Raw genomic sequence first — 21818 nt, 5'->3', positions numbered from 1 at the left:
GCGATGAGTACCGACGATAAACGCATCCGCGAATTTGCCTATCAAATCTGGGAGTCCGAGGGCAAACCCGTGGGCCAGGAAAAACGCCATTGGGAGATGGCCTGCAAACTGGCCGAAGCCGAAGCACTGGCGCCCGGTAAGTCGCCGAAAGCGAACGGCAGCAAAAGCATCGGCACCCAGTCCGCGCTTGGCAAGCCCGACGGCAAGCTGGTCAATGCCAAGGGCATCGAGTCCAAGCCCAAAGCCAAATCCGCCGCGGCGTCGGCAGTGACTCCACCGGGCGAAAAGCCCCCTGTGAAAAAGCCTCGCGCCGCGCGTAAACCGCCAACGACCTGACGCTTCACAGCCTTGTCCCGATTGACATCGTGGCGAGCCCTCTCGCCACCGAGAGCGCATTCGCCCTCAAAAAACCGTTGCAGGAGCAGCTATGACCAGTCCAAAGAAAGCCGCGCCCGAACCTCATGCCGAGGCCTCGCGAATTCGTGAAGGCTTGCCCTTCCCGCTAGGTGCGACCTGGGATGGCCTGGGGGTCAATTTCGCGCTGTTTTCGGCTAACGCAACCAAGGTCGAACTGTGCATCTTCGACGATGCCGGCGAGGTGGAACTCGAGCGTATCGAATTGCCGGAATACACCGACGAGATCTACCACGGCTACTTGCCCGATGCCCATCCAGGGTTGATCTACGGCTATCGCGTATACGGTCCGTACGACCCGGCCAACGGCCATCGCTTCAACCCCAACAAGCTGCTGATCGATCCCTACGCCAAACAATTGGTCGGCCGATTGAAATGGTCCGAAGCGTTGTTCGGCTACACCATCGGCCACCCTGACGCCGACCTCAGTTTCGATGAACGGGACAGCGCCCCCTTCGTGCCCAAATGCAAAGTGATCGACCCGGCACATACCTGGGGCCATGACCACAGGGTCAGCGTGCCGTGGGACAAGACAATCATTTATGAGACTCACGTACGTGGTTTCAGCATGCGTCACCCCTCCGTCCCCGAGAATCTGCGTGGCACCTTCGCCGGGTTGATGGTCGATGACATACTGGAACACATCCGCAAGCTCGGCGTGTCGACCGTGGAATTGTTGCCTATTCATGCCTTCGTCAATGACCAGCACCTGCTGCACAAAGGCATGACCAATTACTGGGGTTACAACAGCATTGCGTTCTTTGCCCCGGACCCGCGCTACCTGGCCAGCGGCAAGATCGCCGAGTTCAAGGAAATGGTCGCGCACCTGCACGAGGCCAATCTGGAGGTGATCCTCGACGTGGTCTACAACCACACCGCCGAGGGCAACGAACAAGGCCCGACCCTGTCCATGCGCGGCATCGACAACGCCTCCTACTACCGCTTGATGCCTGACGACAAACGCTACTACATCAACGACTCCGGAACCGGCAACACCCTGGACCTGAGCCACCCGTGCGTGTTGCAAATGGTCACTGACTCCCTGCGTTACTGGGCCACGGAAATGCACGTGGACGGTTTCCGCTTTGACCTGGCGACCATCCTCGGCCGCTACCACGACGGTTTCGACGAGCGTCACAGCTTCCTCGTGGCCTGCCGCCAGGACCCGGTTCTGCGCCAGGTGAAGATGATTTCCGAACCCTGGGACTGTGGCCCCGGCGGTTACCAGGTGGGGAATTTCCCGCCGGGCTGGGTCGAATGGAACGACAAATTCCGCGACACCGTGCGCGCGTTCTGGAAAGGCGACGACGGCCAACTCGCCGACTTTGCCAGCCGCATGACGGCGTCCGGCGAGATGTTCAACCAGCGTGGGCGCCGGCCGTATGCCTCGCTGAACTTCATCACTGCCCATGACGGCTTTACCCTCAATGATCTGGTGTCGTACAACGACAAGCACAACGAAGCCAACGACGAGAACAATCAGGACGGCAGCAACAACAATCTGTCCTGGAACCACGGTGTCGAAGGCCCCACCGACGATCCCGAGATCAATGCGCTGCGCCAGCGGCAGATGCGCAACTTCTTCGCCACGTTGCTGCTGTCTCAGGGCACGCCGATGCTGGTGGCCGGCGACGAGTTCGCCCGTACCCAGGAAGGCAACAACAACGCTTATTGCCAGGACAGTGAGATCGGTTGGGTCAATTGGGACCTGAGCGAAGACGGCAAGGCCCTGCTCAAATTCGTCAAACGCCTGATCAAGTTGCGCCTGACCTACCCGATCCTGCGGCGCGGACGCTTCCTGGTGGGCAATTACAACGAAGACATTGGCGTCAAGGACGTGACCTGGCTTTCCCCGGACGGCAGCGAAATGTCCACCGAACAATGGGAGGAAGGCCACGGTCGCTGCCTGGGCATGCTGCTCGATGGCCGCGCCCAGGAAACCGGCATTCGTCGCAAGGGCGCCGACGCGACTTTGTTGCTGGTGGTCAACGCCCACCATGACATCGTCAATTTCCTCCTCCCGGAAGTGCCTGACGGTGGTTTCTGGACCTGCATGATCGATACCAATCAACCGTCGATACGTGGCCAGGAACGCTTCGAGTTCGGTCACGAATATTCGGTCACCGGCCGTTCGCTGCTGCTGTTCGAATTGCAGCACGAGGAAGAAGAGTGAAAAGCCCCCGGGGGTAAGCCGTAATGCCCTCTGTAGCAGCTGCCGAGCTTGCGAGGCTGCGTTCGGCTGCGAAGCAGTCGTCAAACCAGAACTTGCGGTGCATCAGACAAACCGCGTCAGCCGGATTCACGACTGCTTCGCAGCCGAACGCAACCTCGCAGGCTCGGCAGCTGCTACAAGGTGTGCATCGCTGCTGATTTGCGAAACCCGACACAGCTCGGATTAAAAAAACCGAATCAGACCAAAGGCTGAGGCGACGAATAGCGTTCCATGAGCAATACTCTGCCCGCGGCAATCCAGGGTTCGGAGCGCGGCACATTGCTATCCCCCCGCCTTCACGGGTCTGCCAGGCTTGCTCCCCTGCAAGCATTGCGCACGACGGAGGGCAAGACAGAACAAGGACGTAGCGCCCATGAAAACAGTTTCCATCAGCGAAAGCAGCTTGCCCGCGCAGATCTGGAACAGCGCCCCGCAACTGGACATCATCCCCGTCATCAACACCGAAACGCTGGTCCCGACCGGCGCTCGTGCGGTGGTGATCGCGCCGCATCCCGGCGATGAAGTGGTGACCTGCGGTGGCCTGCTGCAACTGCTGTGCTCCCTGGATCATCCTCTGCAGTTGATCTCGATCACCGACGGTAGCGCCAGTCATCCAGGGTCGCGACAGTGGTCGGAAAAACGCCTGAGCGTGTTCCGCCCCCAGGAAAGCGTCGAAGCCTTGCGCCGGCTCGGGTTACCGATGCACAGCCTTAAGTGGATTCGCGCCGGCTTCACCGACAACGGTCTGGCCGAGCGGGAGTCTGAATTGACCCAATTCATCATCCGCTACCTGCGCCCCGGCGATGTGGTGTTCAGCACTTGGCGCGAAGACGGCAATGTCGACCACGATGCTGTCGGTCGAGCCAGCGCCAGGGCTGCGGCCCTGGTCGGTGCGACGTTCAACGAAGTACCGGTCTGGGCCTGGCACTGGCCGATGCGCGATCACAGGCTGATCCCCTGGCATCGCGCGCGCAAGATCCGCCTCGACAGCTGGACCGTCGCGCGCAAAAGCCACGCCACCTATGCCTACGCCAGCCAACTCGATGGCGAACCGGCGATAGGCATCGCCCCGATGTTGCCCCGGGTGATTCTGGAACGCATGCGGTTGCCGTATGAAATTGTGTTTGTCTGAATCATTCAAGGAATGTCTTTTGTGGCAAAGGAGCTTTTGTGGCGAGGGAGCTTGCTCCCTCGCCACAAAAGCTCCTTTGCCACAAATCACGCTGAACTGCTCGCCCATGTATCAGTCGCATACATAACATCAGCCCTGATTCAGAGGAGTGAATGTGACCAGCGATTCCGAACGCCAAGCCGTCGAGTCAGTGCCATTGAACACGCCCCCGGCGATTCATCGGCTGAGAGTGCTGACGGTCAATACCCACAAGGGCTTCACCGCCCTCAATCGACGTTTCATCCTCCCGGAGCTGCGTGAAGCGGTACGCAGTACGTCGGCGGACCTGGTGTTTCTGCAGGAAGTGGTCGGTGAGCACGACCGGCATTCTTTCCGCTACAACGACTGGCCACAGACCTCACACTACGAGTTCCTGGCCGACAGTATGTGGAGCGATTTCGCCTATGGTCGCAACGCGGTCTACCCCGACGGCCACCACGGCAATGCCCTACTGTCGAAATACCCGATCCGCGAATTTCGCAACCTCGATGTCTCAATCACCGGCCCCGAGCGTCGCGGGTTGCTGCACTGTGTGCTGGATGTGCCGGGCCATGCCGAAGTGCATGCCATTTGCGTGCACCTGAGCCTGCTGGAAAGCCATCGACAACTCCAGCTCCAATTGCTCTGCCTGTTGCTCGAATCGCTGCCCGACAATGCCCCGGTGATCATTGCCGGCGATTTCAACGACTGGCAGTTGCAAGGCAACGCCGCCCTCGCCCGACGCGACTACCTGCATGAAGCCTTCGAACGCCACCATGGCCGACCGGCAAAAACGTACCCGGCGCGTTTTCCCCTGCTGCGTCTGGACCGGATCTACCTGCGTAATGCCAGCAGTCACGAACCGCGAATACTCGGCCACAAACCCTGGACGCACCTGTCGGATCATTTGCCGCTGGCGGTGGAAGTGCGCCTGTAACACCGTCAAGTGGCAGTCGCCGAGGAGTGCCCACTCCAACAGAAAAAATGACAGCAACAACGAGCCGTGCCTGCTCATTTAACTTACACCGATGATCGCTCAAGCAAACCGATAGCCCTCTATCAAACATGTCTGCTCCGCGCCTTTTGGAATGATATTTCGCACAAACAACAACTTATATACGCGCCAAAAATCAGTCACTTATGGACGCTAAAATAGCAATACCACTTATCGGCCATTTTCTTGACGCAACGCCATCGGTCTTCTTAGCTACTTCTTACTACCCCCGGAAATCCATCAGGGGCAAGCCTCCAGACTCTCGTAAAAACGGGCGGGTCGGACCTTGCCTCAATCCATTCGGTCGCCCCTCATTCGGGGTAGGAGAGACGCCACAGCGAGATGCGCATGCGATTGCAAGGTAGACCGCCATGAAAACTTCACTCTCCTCACAAGAGATCAAAATCACCTTTTACACTGTCACGAGTTCACTCCTGCTGTGCTCATCCATGGAGCTGCAGGCCTCGCCTGCCGAGGACGAAACACCCCCCTGGTACAACCAGGAACTGCCGGTTCTCACCTTGCCCGCCGGATCCGCCACCTATCCTGGCCGCTTACACGTCAATCCCGACTTACAAAGCTCACGCCTGACGATCGAAGACGCTGCGCCTTCGGCCTGGGACCATGTCTATGGGAAGACGTCGCGGCAGGCCCAGACCGACTATCTCGCTCAGGGCTCTTCTATCCCCGGTGCCAGCGAATTCAAAGGCCCGGCACTCCTGACCGTGCAAAGCAACAGCGGCCATACCCAACGGGTCGGGCTGATCGGCGGCACCGCTCAATTCCACGGCAATGACAACGGCTTGCTGACCAACCGCGCCCTCGCCGATCCCGGCCATGACACGCTCAACCTTCAAGGCCAGAGTCTCGGCGCCTACTGGAGCCTGACTGGCCCGCAAGGCTGGCACGTAGACTTGACGGCCAGTGGTGGCCGGGTCAACGGTTATAGCCGCAACGACCAGGGCGCACGGCTAGCCACCGAAGGCAGCGCGGTGACGTTGTCGGTGGAAGGTGGTTTCCCGATTGGTTTGGGTAATAACTGGGTGGTCGAACCCCAGGCGCAGTTGATCAATCAACGCATTACGCTGGATACGCCCTATGCCGGCTCTGGCAATGCCTCTTCCAGCGACCTGACATCCTGGAGCGGGCGGGTCGGTGCCCGCTTGAAAGGCAGTTACGATATTAATGGCCTGCCGATCGAACCCTATGTGCGGACCAACGTGTGGCACACGGTGTACACCGGTAATACCGTGAGCCTGGATCAGGTCGACAAGATCAGCAGCAGCCGCAATTCATCGACGGTGGACGTGGGTCTGGGGCTGGTGGCCAGAGTGACGCCTTTGGTCAGCCTGTATATCAGCGCCGATTACAGCAGCGACGTGGATGACAATGATTTGAACGGGTTGATTGGCAGCCTTGGGGTGCGGATGCGGTGGTAACGAGGACTCAAGGGATGTGTTGTGAATTCTGACGCCATCGCGAGCAGGCTCGCTCCCACATTGGATTGTCGTTGTACACAAAACCAATGTGGGAGCGGGCTTGCTCGCGAATGAAGCGACGCGGTTTTAGATCAACCCTCCGGACGCAGAATCAACACCGCCAACGGCGGCAGGTTCAACACCAATGACAGAGCCTGGCCATGGCTCGGCTCTTCCTCGGTGAACGCCCCGCCGCCGTTACCGTAATTGGACCCGGCATAGGTGTCGGCATCGCTGTTGATCAACTCGACCCAGCGCCCTGCAAACGGCACACCGACGCGGTAGGACTGACGCGGCACCGGCGTGAAGTTGGCCACCACCAACACCGGCCGCCCGTCCTTGCTCCAGCGCAACCAGGCGTAGACGCTGTTGATCGCGTCGTCGCCGATCAACCACTGAAAGCCTTGCGGGGCATCGTCCTGATCGTGCAGTGCCGGTTCTTCGCGATACAGTCGATTCAGGTCACCGACCAGTTTGCGCACACCCTGGTGTTCCGGGTATTGCAGCAAATACCAGTCCAGCTGCTGATCGTGATTCCACTCACGCCACTGGCCAAATTCACACCCCATGAACAACAGTTTCTTGCCGGGGTGCGTCCACATGAAACTCAGATAAGCCCGCAGGTTGGCAAATTTCTGCCAGCGGTCACCGGGCATCTTGTCGATCAGCGAATGCTTGCCGTGGACCACTTCGTCGTGGGAAATCGGCAGGATGAAACGCTCGGACCAGGCATACACCAAGCCGAAACTCAGCTCGTTGTGATGATGGGCGCGGTACACCGGATCCTGCTGAATGTAATGCAGCGAATCATGCATCCAGCCCATGTTCCATTTATAGGCAAACCCCAGGCCACCCTGTTGCGTGCTCTGGCTGACACCCGGCCACGCCGTGGACTCTTCGGCAATCACCAGCGCACCCGGCGCTTCCAGGGCCACCACATCGTTGAGATGGCGGACGAAATCGATGGCTTCCAGATTTTCCCGACCGCCGTGACGGTTGGGTACCCATTCGCCGGCCTTGCGCGAGTAGTCGCGATACAGCATCGACGCCACTGCGTCCACGCGCAGGCCATCGACGTGGAAATGCTTGAGCCAGTGCAACGCCGACGCCAGCATGTAGCCGTGAACCTCGGTGCGCCCCAGGTTATAGATCAGCGTGTCCCAGTCCTGGTGAAAACCTTCCTGGGGGTTGCCGTACTCATATAACGCGGTGCCGTCGAACTGCGCCAGGCCGTGGGTATCGGTGGGGAAATGCGCCGGCACCCAATCGAGGATCACGCCGATCTCGGCCTGGTGACAGGCATTGACGAACGCGGCGAAGTCATCCGGCGTACCGTAACGGGCGCTTGGGGCGAATTGCGACAGCAGTTGATAACCCCATGAGCCACCGAATGGGTGCTCCATGATCGGCATCAGTTCGATGTGGGTAAAGCCCAACTCCTTCACATAAGGAATCAGCCGCTCGGCCAACTCGTGCCAGGTGTACTGACGGGCGACCTCCCCCAGGTCATCCAGCTCGCATTGCCAGGAACCGGCGTGCAACTCGTAAATTGACAGCGGCGCGCTGGTTCGCTGACGCTCGCCCCGCGACTGCATCCAGTCGTGGTCCTGCCAGTCGACTTTCAGCGGTGAGGCGACTTTCGAGGCGGTGTCCGGCGGCAGCGCGGTGGCGAGGGCCATCGGGTCAGCCTTGAGCGGCAGAATGCCTTGGGCACCGAGGATTTCGTATTTGTAGGCCTCCCCCGCCTGCAGGCGCGGGATGAACAATTCCCAGACACCCGTAGGGTGGCGCAGGCGCATGGGATGCCGACGACCGTCCCAGACGTTGAAGTCGCCGACCACCGATACCCTTTTGGCATTCGGAGCCCACACGGCGAAGCTCACGCCATCCACGCCATCGACCGTCTTCAACTGCGCGCCGAGGCAACTGCTCAGATCACGGTGATTGCCCTCGGCGAACAGGTACAAATCCATCTCGCCGAGTAATGGGCCAAAGCTGTAAGGGTCCTCGGCGAGTTGCTCACCCCCGGCCCAACGGGTTCGCAACAGATAGGGCCGCGCCTGTTCGAAATGCCCGACGAACAGCCCCGGCGTCTGGGTGGTCTCAAGGCTGCCGAGTTCTTCCCCTGACTCCTTGTCTACCACCTGCACGCTCAAGGCGTCCGGCAGATAGGCGCGAATGAATTGCCCACCAGCGCCATCGCCGTGCGGGCCGAGAATTGCAAAAGGGTCCCGGTGCTCGGCACGTACCAATGCGTCGATATCCCGCGCTCTGGGCAGCAGCGCCTCTTTAACGTGCCCCTGTTCCTTGTTCGAGATACTCATGACTACTCTCCACCAAGATCGGAAAAGGGTTTAAGCCCACTCAATAACCCGTACAGACCGTGCAACGGCACGGGCAGCCAGGTGGGGCGATTTTCGGCCTCATAGGCCACTTCATAAGCCGCCTTCTCCAGACCGAACAACGCCAGCGCGGCGTCCTCGCCTTCGGGATCTTGCCATGCATGAGCAAGACTAGCTGCCGCCAGCCGATAAGCGTCGACAAATGCTTGCCTCGCCTCTTTCAGATAACGCTCGGCGACCCGTTGACGCGCTGCCTGGGCGTCGGCGGTGTTGTCGACATTGTGCACGTTGATCGTCATCGCCGCGGCGTAATCGAAGGAACGCAACACGCCGCTGACATCTTTATAGGGGCTGTGTTTGCCGCGTCGTTCAGGCAGCGGCCGCGCCGGTTCACCCTCGAAATCGATCAGGTAGGCATCGCCCTTGATCACCAGCACCTGCCCCAGATGCAAGTCGCCGTGGACGCGAATACGCAAGCCGCCAGCAGCCTTTTTGCCCAACGCCTGGACATGGCTGAGGATGGCTTTTTTGTTGTCCAGCAATCGCCTGACCATGGTTTGGTCCGCGGAGCTCAGTTCGGCTTGATGCTGCTTGAGCAACTTCAAGGCATGTTCCAGTTGCGCCGCCACGTCCTTGGCCGAGGCCAGGGCATCTTTCTGGGTAGTGAGTTGTGGGGCGAAGTCCGGGTTGGCGCTCGGGGCCGCCAGCACCTGATGCATTTCCCCCAGACGCTGGCCGAGCATGCCGGCAAAATCCTTCAGCTCGCCAAGGGCGTTGTAGTGCTGTTCCTGTTCGGACACGGCATCAGCGAGCTCGTCGCGAAGCGCCCGTTCGAGGTTGTTCTGGGTCCACTCCCACGCATCGCCCTGATTGCTCAAGTAGCCCTGGGCAATCATCAGCAGCGTGTCCTCGCCCGCCGCATCGCGACGAATCACCGCCCCCAGCAGCGGCGAAATATTCTGGAAACCGGCATGGGTCAGGTACGCGCTCATTTCCAGTTCCGGGTGCACCCCCGACGCGACCTTGCGGATCAGTTTCAGCACCAGGCTACTGCCCATCACCACCGAACTGTTGGATTGCTCAGCGGACAGGTAACGCACCTCCGACTCGGCAGTCAGGCCGAGCTTGGCCAGTTCGTCGGAAGGCTCGAAGCGGATCTCGCCGCCGTCCGACGGCAACACCGTGCCGGCCTGCATGCTCTGCAACACGGCATGAATAAAGCTGTCGAGGCTGAAGGCGTCGGTGATCAAACCGACCTGACGACCGCGCCGAACCCTGGCCAGCGCCAACTGCTGCGGCAAGGCCGCGCCGACCTGTTCCTCGGAAATAAAACCGAACGGCAACTGATAGCGGCTGGTCTGACCGCCGCTGGTGACGTCGATTTCACCCAACAATACCGGATGCTGCGGATCGCCGAAACGCACGCCGTAAGCGAGATTGACGCTGTCGATAGTGCCGTCCTTGCCGGCGAACCAGCGACGATTCTGCAACCAGCTCGGCAGGATGCCCTGTTCCAGCGTATGACGAGACGGTGCTTCGAGCAGCTCTTCCATCTGTTTCTTCAACACCAGCGTGGTGAAGTCCGGCAGGCTTTGCGCCGGCTCCACGTGCCAGCTCGGCATCTGGTTTTCCGCCGCCAGCCCGAACCAATAAAAGCCGTAAGGCGCCAGCGTCAGCAGGAAATTCAACTGGCCGATGGGCGGGAACGCGTTGCCGCCGAGCATTTCCACCGGAACCATGCCGACATAAGCCGACAAATCCAGTTCCGCCGCTTGCGCGCTGCGGGATACGTTGGCCACGCACAGAATGATCTCGTGCTTGCCGTCCGCGCCGGTGAATTCGCGGGTATAAGCCAGAATCCGTCGATTGCTCGGCGAAAGCATCTTCAGCGTCCCACGGCCGAAGGCCTTGGACTGCTTGCGCACCGCGAGCAGGCGCCGGTTCCAGTTCAACAACGAATGGGGGTCGCCGGCCTGGGTTTCGACGTTGACCGAGAGATAGCCATAGAGCGGGTCCATGATCGGCGGCAATACCAGGCTGGCCGGGTCGGCGCGGGAGAAACCGCCGTTACGGTCGATCGACCATTGCATCGGCGTGCGCACACCATCACGGTCGCCAAGGTAGATGTTGTCACCCATGCCAATTTCATCGCCGTAATACAGGGTCGGCGTGCCGGGCATCGACAGCAGCAGGCTATTGAGCAGTTCCACGCGACGACGATCGCGCTCCATCAACGGTGCCAGACGACGGCGAATCCCCAGATTGATCCGCGCCCGACGGTCGGCCGCGTAGTAATTCCACAGGTAATCGCGCTCCTTGTCGGTGACCATTTCCAGGGTCAGCTCATCGTGGTTGCGCAGGAAGATCGCCCACTGGCAGTTGGCGGGAATTTCCGGGGTCTGGCGCAGAATGTCGGTGATCGGAAAGCGATCTTCCTGGGCCAGCGCCATGTACATGCGCGGCATCAACGGGAAGTGAAAGGCCATGTGGCATTCGTCGCCGTTCTGGCCACTGGCATCGGTATTGCCAAAGTACAGCTGAGTGTCTTCCGGCCATTGATTGGCCTCGGCCAGCAGCATGCGGTCGGGGTAATTGGCGTCGATTTCGGCTCGGATCTGCTTGAGGACGTCGTGGGTCTCGGGCAGGTTTTCGTTGTTGGTGCCATCGCGCTCGATCAGGTACGGAATCGCGTCCAGCCGTAGACCATCGATGCCCATGTCGAGCCAGTAACGCATCACCGACAGCACCGCTTTCATGACTTGCGGGTTGTCGAAGTTGAGGTCCGGCTGGTGGGAATAGAAGCGGTGCCAGAAGTACTGACCGGCCACCGGGTCCCATGTCCAGTTGGACTTTTCGGTGTCGAGGAAGATGATGCGGGTGCCGTCATATTTCTGATCGTTATCGGACCAGACGTAGAAGTCGCGGGCCGCCGAGCCGGGTTTGGCCTTGCGCGCGCGCTGGAACCACGGGTGCTGGTCCGAGGTGTGGTTGATGACCAATTCGGTAATCACCCGCAGACCGCGTTTGTGGGCCTCGGAAATGAAGCGTTTGGCATCGGCCATGGTGCCGTAGTCGGCGTGCACGCCACGGTATTCGGCGATATCGTAGCCATCATCGCGCCGTGGCGAGGGATAGAACGGCAACAGCCAGACGGTGTTGACGCCTAGATCGGCAATGTAATCGAGTTTAGCGATAAGGCCCGGAAAGTCGCCGATCCCGTCATTGTTGGAGTCAAAAAAAGACTTAACGTGAACCTGGTAGATCACCGCATCCTTGTACCAGAGCGGGTCCTTGATGAAGGTGGCTGACCTGGGTTTCTTCGCCATTTGAAACTCCTGAAAAATTCTGGAAAAACAGTATCTGCCTGAAGAAATGCGGTCAGTGTGGGAGCGGGTTTGCTTGCGAAGGGGCCATAACAGTCAGCATTGATGTCGCCTGACACACCGCGTTCGCGAGCAAGCCCGCTCCCACATTTGATCTTCGCCAGGCTCAGGAACTGGTAATCCGCCAAATCCCGAACGGCAGATGCCACGGCTCGATCCGCATGAACTGGTACTTGCCGTGCCAGGTCCAGCGGTGGCCGTTCATCAAGTCTTCGCCCTGGGTACTGGCATCGTCGGGCAGGCCCATTTCCCATAGCGGCAATTCAAAATTCGCTTCCTGGGTGTTATGCGGATCGAGGCTGACGGCCACCAGGATGAAATTGCTGCCATCGACGCTGCGTTTGCCGAAGTACAAAATGTGGTCGTTCCAGGCGTTGTAGACCTTCAGGCCCAGATGCGTTTGCAACGCCGGGTTCTGCCGGCGGATGCGGTTGAGCTGGGCAATTTCGGCAATGATGTTGCCCGGCGCATTGAAGTCCCGCGGGCGGATTTCGTACTTCTCGGAATTGAGGTATTCCTCCCTGCCCGGCACGGGTGCCGCTTCACATAGTTCGAACCCCGAATACATGCCCCACAGCCCGGAGCCCATGGTCGCCAGCGCGGCACGTATCAGAAAGCCGGAACGCCCCGACTCATGCAGGAACGCCGGGTTGATGTCCGGGGTGTTGACGAAGAAATTCGGCCGGTAGCATTCACGCCACGGCGACTCGTTGAGTTCGGTGAAATAGGTCGCCAGCTCGGTCTTGGTGTTGCGCCAGGTGAAATACGTATAGCTCTGGGAGTAACCGACCTTGCCCAGGCGCGCCATCATCGCCGGCGTGGTAAAGGCTTCGGCCAGGAAGATCACCTCGGGGTACAACGCCCGCACATCGGCGATCAGCCACTGCCAGAACGGCAACGGTTTGGTATGAGGGTTGTCGACGCGAAACAGCTTCACGCCCTCCTTGACCCAGCCCACCACGATGTCGCGCAACTCGATCCACAGGCTGGGAATCGCGTCCACGGCATAGAAGTCGACGTTGACGATGTCCTGGTATTTCTTCGGTGGGTTCTCGGCGTATTTGATCGTGCCGTCCGGCCGCCAGTTGAACCAGCCCGGGTGCTGTTTGAGCCACGGGTGATCCTGGGAGCACTGAATCGCAAAGTCGAGAGCGACTTCCAGCCCATGCTCGGCAGCCGCGGCGACGAGCCGGCGAAAGTCCTCGCGGCTGCCCAGTTCCGAGTGGATCGCCTCATGCCCGCCCTCTTCGCTGCCGATGGCGTAAGGGCTGCCCGGATCGTCGGGGCCGGCGGTCAACGAGTTGTTCGGGCCTTTGCGGTAGCTGCGGCCGATCGGGTGGATCGGCGTGAAGTACAACACGTCGAAGCCCATGTCCTGGATCATTGCCAGCCGCGAATGGACATCGTTGAAGGTGCCGTGGCGGGCGGGGTCATCGGTGATCGAGCGCGGAAACAATTCATACCAACTGGCGAACTGCGCCAGCGCTCGCTCCGCGTCCACCGGGTATTCAGGACTCAGGGTCAGATAGGGACGATGGTCGGCCTGGGCCATCAAGTCCGCGCTGCGTTGGTGCAGAAACAAGGCGACCTGCTCGGTTTCGAGCAGACTGGACAGTTCATGATGCAACGCCGCCAGTTGTTCACTGAGCTGGCCTTCGCAGCGTTCGGCGGCTTGCTGGACGTGAGTGCGCCCTTCTTGCAGTTCCAGGCTGACCGAAACGCCGGCGGTGTGTTTTTTCTCCAGCTCATAACAAAAGCTGGCGAACTGATCGATCCAGGCTTCGAGGCAGAACACATAGCGGCCCTGCTGCTCGACACGGAACTGGCCCTGCCAGCCGTTATTGCCCAGCTCGGCCATCACCTCGCTCTGCCAGATGTCGTCGCCGTCGGCACGCCAGCGAATGCGCACGGCCAGTTTGTCGTGACCGTCGGCAAATACTTTGCTGGTGACCACCACGTCCTGGTCAACGATGGCTTTAACAGCGAATTGCCCGCCATCGAGGGTCGGCATGGTGTTTTCGATCACGATCCGCGGCAGCAGTAAGGCCTGCGACAGCGGTATATGAGGGTTGTAGCTCAGCTCTGTCGGTTTTGCAGCAGTCATCGAGCATCGTTCCTTTACGCCCCAAGGACGCGCTTGTGCCTGATCGTCATTCACATGAAGCGGTCTGCCCCGGAATGAACTCACTTAGGTTCCGAGCGACAGACGGCGGCAAAAGTTCAGTGGAATTTGCCAAGTCTTTCGTGGAATCAAATCCCCTGTGCACGGGTCCACCAACTTAAGCACGACTCACGCCATCCGCCACTGGAGACTGCATCAATGAGCATTCCTATACCGGCCGTGACGCCCGATCCGAACATCGATCAGCCGACGATACCGCCAACACCGCCGACCGAACCCGGCCCCATCCCTGAGCAAGAACCGCCGGGTACCACCCCGCCGCCTCGCGAGGAACCGCCGACTACCCAGCCGCCGGAGATCGTGAGTCCGTAAACCGCGCCCCTAGGGGTTTCGATCCTTTTCAAGCTGGCGCACGACGACAGGCATCACACCAAGAATCACCAACGCCAGCAACGTACTGAGCACCGCCGTCGCCTCGCGGCCCAACCCTGCCGAAACGCCGATGGCCGCCGTCATCCACAACCCGGCGGCGGTGGTCAGGCCTTTGACATGGCCTTCGTCGCCATTGGTGTTTTTCAGAATCGTCCCGGCACCCAGAAAGCCAATGCCGGCAATGATGCCCTGGACCACCCGGCTCATGGCATCGGCCTGGGCCCCGGACATCTGCGGCACCAGCACAAACAGCGCCGCGCCCAGCGCCACCAGCATATGGGTGCGAACCCCGGCGGCCTTGCCCTTCTGTTCACGTTCGAAACCGAGAATGCCGCCCAGCACGGCGGCCATCAGCAATCGCACCGTAATGCGCGTCAGTTGCGACGCGTCGCCGATGTCGGCGAACTCCGCTTGCAGCGTCACCCAAACCTCATGCCACCAGGCGTCCATGGCGCGGTCCTTATGATGATTAACTGGAAAAGTTGCCCTTATGGAGGATGGACCCCACCCGCCATTAATCGGTTGCACAGAACGATGACCGGCGGATGCGCCCTAACACTTAAGAATCCGCAGAAAAAAGGACGCCTCCATGACCGTGCGCATCGAAAACCAGACCTGCTTCTTTATCACCGAGAACGGCGAAGAAATTCGTCTTTGCCCCGATGTCACCATCATCACCGACGGGGAAAAGTCCATGTCGGCGGTAGACCTCGACGGCCAGCGCATCTACATCACCGAAGCAGAAGCCGATGCATTGACCGTAGCAGGCGCTGTGGACGGTCGCCGGCATTTGAAGTCCACGGACAGTGATTCGGTGATTTGACTGACCCGCATCAACACACGCCGCAAACACCTGACACAGGCGTTTGCGGCCAGCCGTTGCGGGTGCATCAAGTTGTCGCAGGCCGGTGCTGGCAATTCATCTGATCCGCTTTTTATTGCTTTAACTGATTCTGTTATGCAAACAGATCGCTGGTCATAGTGCTCGGGCCTGATGGAGGCTGATGAGCGAAAGACCATGAGCGATAGAATCCCCGTCCGAACCGTTGAACCTGCCTCATTTACAAAAAGCAATGAGCCTTTGCGTCCAAAGATAAAGGCCAAATCCAGCGACAACCTGATCCACACCCGCAGCTTCACCGGTTTGTTCCGCAGCCTGCGCATGAGCGGCGCGGGGGTTCTGTTTCTGCTGTTCTTCGGCACGGTGTGGCTGAACTGGGGCGGCCGCCAGGCGGTGCTCTGGGACCTTTCTGAAAGCAAATTCCACATCTTCGGCGCGACCTTCTGGCCACAGGATTTCATCCTGCTGTCGGCACTGCTGATCATCGCCGCGTTCGGCCTGTTTGCGATCACCGTGTTCGCAGGCCGGGTCTGGTGCGGTTACACCTGCCCGCAGAGCTCCTGGACCTGGATCTTCATGTGGTGCGAGAAGCTCACCGAAGGCGAACGCAACCAGCGAATCAAGCTGCAAGCCGCGCCCTGGGGCTTGAACAAACTGATCCGCCGCTCGGCCAAACACACTCTGTGGCTGGCGATCAGCCTGCTCACCGGCCTGACCTTTGTCGGCTACTTCACACCCATCCGGCCCCTGGCCGAAGAATTGCTGACCTTGCAAATCGGCGGTGTCAGCCTGTTCTGGGTGCTGTTCTTCACCGGCGCCACGTACATCAACGCCGGTTGGCTGCGAGAAGCGGTGTGCATGCACATGTGCCCGTATGCGCGGTTCCAGAGCGTGATGTTCGACAAAGACACCCTGACCATTTCCTACGACGTGGCCCGTGGCGAAAATCGTGGCCCGCGCAAACGTGAGGTGAAACCTGTCGAAGTCGGACTGGGTGATTGCATCGACTGCCAGTTGTGCGTGCAGGTCTGCCCGACCGGCATCGATATCCGTGACGGTTTGCAGATGGAATGCATCGGTTGCGCCGCCTGCATCGACGCCTGCGATTCGATCATGGACAAAATGGGCTACGCCCGTGGGCTGATCAGCTACACCTCGGAGCATCAATTGCAGGGTGGCAAGACCCGTCTGCTGCGCCCGCGCTTGATCGGTTACACCGCCGTGCTACTGGTGATGATCGGTGCCCTCGCCCTCGCGCTGGTAGAGCGGCCGATGGTATCGCTGGACGTGAGCAAGGACCGTGGCCTGTTCCGTGAGAACAGTGAAGGCCAGATCGAAAACATCTACAGCCTGAAGGTCATCAACAAGACCCAGCAACGTCAGGATTATCGATTGACGCTGGTCGATGGCGATGGCTTCCAGCTGCAAGGCAAGACCGAACTGAGCCTGGCCCCCGGTGAGATCGTCGATGTGCCGGTGTCGGTGGCCATGACCACGGATCGCCCGAGCAGCAGCTCGCAGAGCATCAGTTTCAAGATTGTCGACCGGGATGAGCCGGACATTTACAGCGTGGCCAAAAGCCGGTTTGTTGCGCCGATGAACCGTTGAGCCTTTAAGATGCAGTCCTTTATCAGATGCAGTCCCCTGTGGCGAGGGAGCTTGCTCCCGCTCGGCTGCGCAGCAGTCGTAAAATTTTGGGGGGCGCTGCGCACCCCAGCGGGAGCAAGCTCCCTCGCCACAACAGCGCACCACATGAATAACTTCAAACCGGGCCCTCGATGAAACGCTACGAAAAATTCGCCGACGACATCGCCGAGCTGATCCGCTCCGGCGTCCTCGGTCCCGGCCAGCGGGTGCCGTCGGTACGCTACGCCAGCCAGACCTACGGCGTCAGCCCGTCCACGGTGTTCCAGGCCTATTACCTGCTCGAACGCCGTGGCCTGATCCGTGCCCGGCCGCGTTCCGGTTACTTCGTCAATGCGCATGCACCGAGCCCGTTCTCGGAGCCGGTGATCAGCAGTCAGGTCAACGAGTCCACCGAAGTCGACGTCAGCGAGCTCGTGTTCTCGGTGCTGGACTCGATCAAGGACCCGACCACCGTACCCTTCGGTTCGGCCTTCCCCAGCCCCATGCTATTCCCGCTGCAACGGTTGTCCCGCTCGCTGGCCAGTGCCGCCCGGGAGATGGACCCGCGCATGGTGGTCACCGACATGTCGCCGGGCAACCCGCAGTTACGTCGGCAAATTGCCCTGCGCTACATGGTCGGCGGGCTGATGCTGCCGGTGGAAGAACTGCTGATCACCAACGGTGCGCTGGAAGCACTGAACCTGTGCCTGCAAGCCGTGACAGAGCCCGGTGACCTGGTGGCCATCGAAGCCCCGGCGTTCTACGCCAGCCTGCAAGTGCTGGAACGGTTGAAGCTCAAAGCGGTGGAAATTCCCGTCCACCCCCGAGACGGCATCGACCTCGGCGTACTCACCCAGACCCTGGAACGGCATCCGATCAAGGCCTGCTGGTGCATGACCAGTTTCCAGAACCCCATGGGCGCGACCATGCCCGAGGCGAAGAAGCAGGAGCTGGTGGAGCTGTTGCGCAGCCATCAGGTGCCGCTGATCGAGGATGATGTCTACGCCGAACTTTATTACGGCCAGCAGGCGCCTAAACCGGCCAAGGCTTTCGACACCGAAGGGTTGGTGATGCACTGCGGTTCGTTCGCCAAGAGCCTGGCCCCCGGTTACCGAATCGGCTGGGTCGCCGCCGGGCGTTATGCGCAGAAGATCGAACGGCTGAAACTCATGACTTCGCTCTGCGCCTCGATGCCCGCCCAGGCGGCCATTGCCGATTACCTGCAACACGGCGGCTACGACCGGCATCTACGCAAACTGCGCTATGCCCTGGAAGAGCAGCAAAGCGCCATGCTCGCCGCCATCGCCCGTTACTTCCCGGCCCAGACCCGCGTCAGCCAACCGGCCGGCGGGTATTTTCTGTGGCTGGAACTGCCACCGCAGATGGATTCGTTGAAGTTGTTTCAGATGGCATTGGCGCAAGGGATCAGCATTGCGCCGGGGCCGATCTTTTCACCGACCCAGCGGTTCAGGAATTGTATTCGGTTGAACTATGGAAGCCCGTGGACTGAGGATTCGGAGAAGGCGATGGAGACGTTGGGGCGGATTGTGCGGTCGTTCTGAAAGTTCGATGTTGTCTGGGCTATCGCCTTCCGAGCAAGCCCGCTCCCACAGGGGTTCGGTGGTGTTCACAAATGATGTGTTCACACCGTCCCCCTGTGGGAGCGAGCCTGCTCGCGAGGAGGCCAGAACAGACGGCGCCAACCTTAAGGATTAACGCCCACCCCCCAGGTCGACAAACGTCCCCGTCGCATAAGAAGCCTTATCCGACAGTAACCACACAATCGCCTCAGCCACCTCATCCGGTCGCCCACCCCGGGCCATCGGGATCGCCGACTCCAGCTTGCTGACCCGGTCCGGATCACCGCTCAATGCATGAAAATCGGTGTAGATGTAGCCCGGGCGCACGGCGTTGACGCGGATACCTTCCCCCGCGACTTCCTTGGACAGGCCGATGGTGAAGGTGTCCAGAGCGCCTTTGGACGCAGCGTAGTCGACATATTCGCTGGGAGCGCCCAAGCGGGCCGCGACCGACGACACATTGACGATGCTGCCACCCTGCCCACCATGTTTGGGTGACATGCGCAAAATCGCGTGTTTGGCGCAGAGGATCGGTGCCAGGACGTTGGTCTTGAGGATTTTCAGAATACGGAATTCAGACATTTCGTCGACGCGAGACTTTTGCCCGACGGTGCCGGCGTTGTTCACCAGCGCCGTGACCCGACCCAGTTCGGTGTCCACGCGGTGAAACAGACCAATCACTTCATCTTCGATGCTGACGTCGGCGCGCACGGCAATGGCCTGTGCGCCGAGTGCGCGGACTTGTTCCAGCACACTGTGCGCCGCCTGTTCATCGGACTGATAGTTGATACAGATCCGATAGCCAAGCTCTGCGGCCAACAGGGCCGTGGCAGCGCCGATTCCACGGCCGCCCCCAGTGATGACGATGACTTTGTCCATGCTGGCTTTCCCCCATTTGAAGCGTAAGCAGTCGGGGCCAAGAATAACCGCCATCGCGCGGTTTTGCATGAACCTGCGTCAATTCCAATGACACAAACCTGTGGCGAGGGAGCTTGCTCCCGCTGGAGTGCGCAGCGCTCCCAATCCGGGCCGCTGCGGTACATCAGATAAATCGAGGTGCCTGATTTACGACTGCTGCGCAGCCGAGCGGGAGCAAGCTCCCTCGCCACAGGGGTCTATCAGCCCGTCGCCAATTGTTCCCCGCGGTGGATGTCGGCCATGAAGCGGTCGGCCGGCAGCGGGTGCCCCAGCAGGAACCCCTGCAACGAATCGCAGCCCAGTTGGGTCAGGAAGTCTTGCTGGACATTGGTTTCTACCCCTTCGGCCACGATCCGCAACCCCAACGCCTGGCCGAGGGCCACAATGGCCGACACGATGGCCGCATCGTCGCTGTCGTGTTCCAGATCGCGGACGAAGCCCCGGTCGATTTTCAGTTCATTGGCCGGCAAACGCTTGAGGTACATCAAGCTCGAATAGCCAGTACCAAAGTCATCGATGGACAAGTCGACGCCCATTTCCGAGAGTTCTTGCAGCACCGTCATGCTCGCATCGGCGTCGCTCATGGCGGTGGTTTCGGTGATTTCCAGGGTCAGGCTGTTGGCCGGCAAGTGGTGCGTGGCCAGGGCCCTGGCCACGCTCTGCACCAACCCGGCGTGGCAGAACTGCAAGGCCGAGAGGTTCACCGCGATGCGCCAGTCGGTGTAACCGAGCACGTACCACTCGCGCATTTGACGACACGCCTCGTTGAGCACCCACTCGCCTATCGGAATGATCAGCCCGGTCTTCTCTGCCAGGTCGATGAACGTGTCCGGCTGCAACATGCCCTCGGTCGGGTGCTCCCAGCGCAGCAACGCCTCGGCGCCCACCGGTCGGCCATTGCCGGCGTCAAACTTGGGCTGGTAATACAAGCTGAACTGCTGCTGATCGACGGCGTTGCGCAGGTCTTGCAGCAATTGCAGCTGTTTGCGCGCGTTGCTGTTCATCGAGGCATCGAAGAAGCGGTGGCCGTTTTTCCCGGCGCCCTTGGCGTGGTACATCGCGGCGTCGGCGTTCATCAGCAATTCCTCGGCGGTCTGACCGTTACCCGGATAGAGCGAGATGCCGACGCTGGCGGAAATCTGCAAGTGATGTTCCGCGACCCGGAACGAGCGCGCGATCAGCCCGACTTGTCGCGCCGCCAGGTTTAGCGCGTCGCTCGGCTCGCCGAGCTGCACCAGCAGTACAAACTCATCGCCGCCGATCCGCGCCAGGGTGTCCTGGCTGCGCAGATCCTCGCGCAGTCGCAGGCCGACTTCACGCAATAACTGATCGCCCATGTGGTGCCCGAAAGCATCGTTCACCGGTTTGAAGCCGTCCAGATCAATGAACATCAACGCAAAACAGCCACCCTGCTCCTGCACCCTCGACATCGCCTGATCGATGCGGTCGGCCAGCAATACTCGGTTCGGCAGGCCGGTCAAGGGGTCGTGCAGCGCCAGTTGGGTGAGTTCTCGATTGGCCTCGGTCAACGATTGGGCGAGCTCCGCGGTGCGAGCCTCCAGGCGCGCATCGAGGATCGACGTCAGCAAAGCAATGCTCAACACCGCCAGGGTGGTGATCAGCACCAGGCTGTCCAGGCCCTTGCCGTTCAAGCCGTCGACCGCTGCACCACAGAAACTGCCGTCGGCAAAGCGCGCCGCGGCCATGCCGGTGTAGTGCATGCCGACGATGGCGATGCCCATGATGACCGCGGCACCGCCGCGGATCGGGCGAACATACGGCGTGTGCTGGCGCAGGCGGAAGGCGATCCATAACGCTGCACCCGACGCACCAACGGCGATCAGCAGCGACGCGCCAAACAGTGTCGGGTCGTAATCGATGCCCGGTTGCATGCGCATGGCCGCCATGCCGGTGTAATGCATGGCACTGATGCCGGCGCCCATGACCAGCGCGCCGAACGCCAGTTGCCAGGCTGGCAGTTGTGGCTGGCTGACCAGCCACAGGGCAAAGCCGCAAGACAGGACCGCGATCAACAGCGATAGCGACGTGAGAGTGACGTCGTAGCCCAGATCGATCGGCAATGTGAACGCGAGCATGCCGATGAAATGCATCGACCATACGCCAATGCCCATCGCAAATGCGCCGCCCGCCGTCCAGAGATGCACGGCTCGGCCCTTGGCCGTGGCGATGCGTCCGGTGAGATCGAGCGCGGTATAAGAGGCAAGTATCGCCACACAGAGCGATATGAAAACCAGCGTAAGGGAATAACTACCGATGAGCATGGGACTTCTCGAGACCGTCCCCGCGTCCATTCTCGGGGAGCAAA

Annotated in this window: 15 protein-coding genes; 9 read left to right on the top strand and 6 right to left on the bottom strand. The window is 60.3% G+C overall.

Going from position 1 to position 21818, the window contains the following annotated elements:
- Positions 1–3: 3 nt before the first annotated feature.
- From ACA044_RS13725 to ACA044_RS13705, 5 genes are all read left to right on the top strand, one after another.
- Positions 4–336 (top strand): DUF2934 domain-containing protein, encoded by a 333-nt coding sequence (locus ACA044_RS13725; protein ID WP_497446831.1) that lies wholly within the window; start codon positions 4–6, stop codon positions 334–336.
- Between the two features lie 91 nt (positions 337–427).
- Positions 428–2587 carry a glycogen debranching protein GlgX gene (gene glgX / locus ACA044_RS13720; RefSeq protein WP_497446830.1) on the top strand — a complete coding sequence of 720 codons (2160 nt, stop codon included), beginning with the start codon at positions 428–430 and terminating at the stop codon, positions 2585–2587.
- Between the two features lie 412 nt (positions 2588–2999).
- The gene (locus tag ACA044_RS13715; protein WP_497446829.1) at positions 3000–3758 is read left to right on the top strand and encodes a PIG-L deacetylase family protein; all 759 of its coding nucleotides are present in this window, start codon (positions 3000–3002) and stop codon (positions 3756–3758) included.
- A 154-nt stretch (positions 3759–3912) separates the two neighbouring features.
- Positions 3913–4713, top strand: a complete 801-nt coding sequence (locus ACA044_RS13710; protein ID WP_497446828.1) for an endonuclease/exonuclease/phosphatase family protein — start codon at positions 3913–3915, stop codon at positions 4711–4713.
- Between the two features lie 428 nt (positions 4714–5141).
- Positions 5142–6209: an autotransporter domain-containing protein gene (locus ACA044_RS13705; protein ID WP_497446827.1), complete on the top strand. Its 1068-nt coding sequence runs from the start codon at positions 5142–5144 to the stop codon at positions 6207–6209.
- A gap of 131 nt (positions 6210–6340) precedes the next feature.
- Here ACA044_RS13705 and glgB read toward each other — a convergent pair whose 3' ends face one another.
- The 3 genes from glgB to ACA044_RS13690 form a co-directional block, all read right to left on the bottom strand.
- A complete protein-coding gene (gene glgB, locus ACA044_RS13700; protein ID WP_497446826.1) occupies positions 6341–8572 on the bottom strand; it encodes a 1,4-alpha-glucan branching protein GlgB in 2232 nt (743 codons plus the stop codon).
- 2 nt (positions 8573–8574) lie between these two features.
- The gene (gene treS, locus ACA044_RS13695) at positions 8575–11916 is read right to left on the bottom strand and encodes a maltose alpha-D-glucosyltransferase (protein WP_497446825.1); all 3342 of its coding nucleotides are present in this window, start codon (positions 11914–11916) and stop codon (positions 8575–8577) included.
- A 163-nt stretch (positions 11917–12079) separates the two neighbouring features.
- Positions 12080–14077: an alpha-1,4-glucan--maltose-1-phosphate maltosyltransferase gene (locus ACA044_RS13690; protein ID WP_497446824.1), complete on the bottom strand. Its 1998-nt coding sequence runs from the start codon at positions 14075–14077 to the stop codon at positions 12080–12082.
- A 216-nt stretch (positions 14078–14293) separates the two neighbouring features.
- Here ACA044_RS13690 and ACA044_RS13685 point away from each other — a divergent pair, with 216 nt between their 5' ends.
- Complete coding sequence (locus ACA044_RS13685) at positions 14294–14467, top strand: hypothetical protein (RefSeq protein WP_497446823.1); 174 nt, start codon at positions 14294–14296, stop codon at positions 14465–14467.
- Between the two features lie 9 nt (positions 14468–14476).
- Here the strand turns inward: ACA044_RS13685 and ACA044_RS13680 are convergent, their stop codons facing one another.
- Positions 14477–14977, bottom strand: coding sequence for an MgtC/SapB family protein (locus ACA044_RS13680; protein WP_497446822.1), 501 nt, complete (start codon positions 14975–14977; stop codon positions 14477–14479).
- A gap of 139 nt (positions 14978–15116) precedes the next feature.
- Here ACA044_RS13680 and ACA044_RS13675 point away from each other — a divergent pair, with 139 nt between their 5' ends.
- The 3 genes from ACA044_RS13675 to mapR all read left to right on the top strand — a co-directional run bounded on the left by ACA044_RS13675 (position 15117) and on the right by mapR (position 18556).
- Positions 15117–15350 carry a DUF3203 family protein gene (locus tag ACA044_RS13675; RefSeq protein ID WP_497446821.1) on the top strand — a complete coding sequence of 78 codons (234 nt, stop codon included), beginning with the start codon at positions 15117–15119 and terminating at the stop codon, positions 15348–15350.
- Between the two features lie 195 nt (positions 15351–15545).
- Entirely contained in the window at positions 15546–16976 is a 1431-nt protein-coding gene (ccoG, locus tag ACA044_RS13670; protein WP_497446820.1) for a cytochrome c oxidase accessory protein CcoG, read from the top strand.
- Between the two features lie 170 nt (positions 16977–17146).
- Complete coding sequence (gene mapR / locus ACA044_RS13665; RefSeq protein WP_497446819.1) at positions 17147–18556, top strand: GntR family transcriptional regulator MpaR; 1410 nt, start codon at positions 17147–17149, stop codon at positions 18554–18556.
- Between the two features lie 150 nt (positions 18557–18706).
- Here mapR and ACA044_RS13660 read toward each other — a convergent pair whose 3' ends face one another.
- Both ACA044_RS13660 and ACA044_RS13655 read right to left on the bottom strand, forming a co-directional pair.
- A complete protein-coding gene (locus ACA044_RS13660; protein WP_497446818.1) occupies positions 18707–19453 on the bottom strand; it encodes an SDR family oxidoreductase in 747 nt (248 codons plus the stop codon).
- Positions 19454–19692: 239 nt separating this feature from the next.
- Positions 19693–21774 carry a putative bifunctional diguanylate cyclase/phosphodiesterase gene (locus ACA044_RS13655; protein WP_497446817.1) on the bottom strand — a complete coding sequence of 694 codons (2082 nt, stop codon included), beginning with the start codon at positions 21772–21774 and terminating at the stop codon, positions 19693–19695.
- Positions 21775–21818 lie beyond the last annotated feature (44 nt).

This window comes from Pseudomonas sp. LBUM1673 (assembly GCF_059695645.1).
This window is presented reverse-complemented; position numbering and strand designations above follow the sequence as displayed.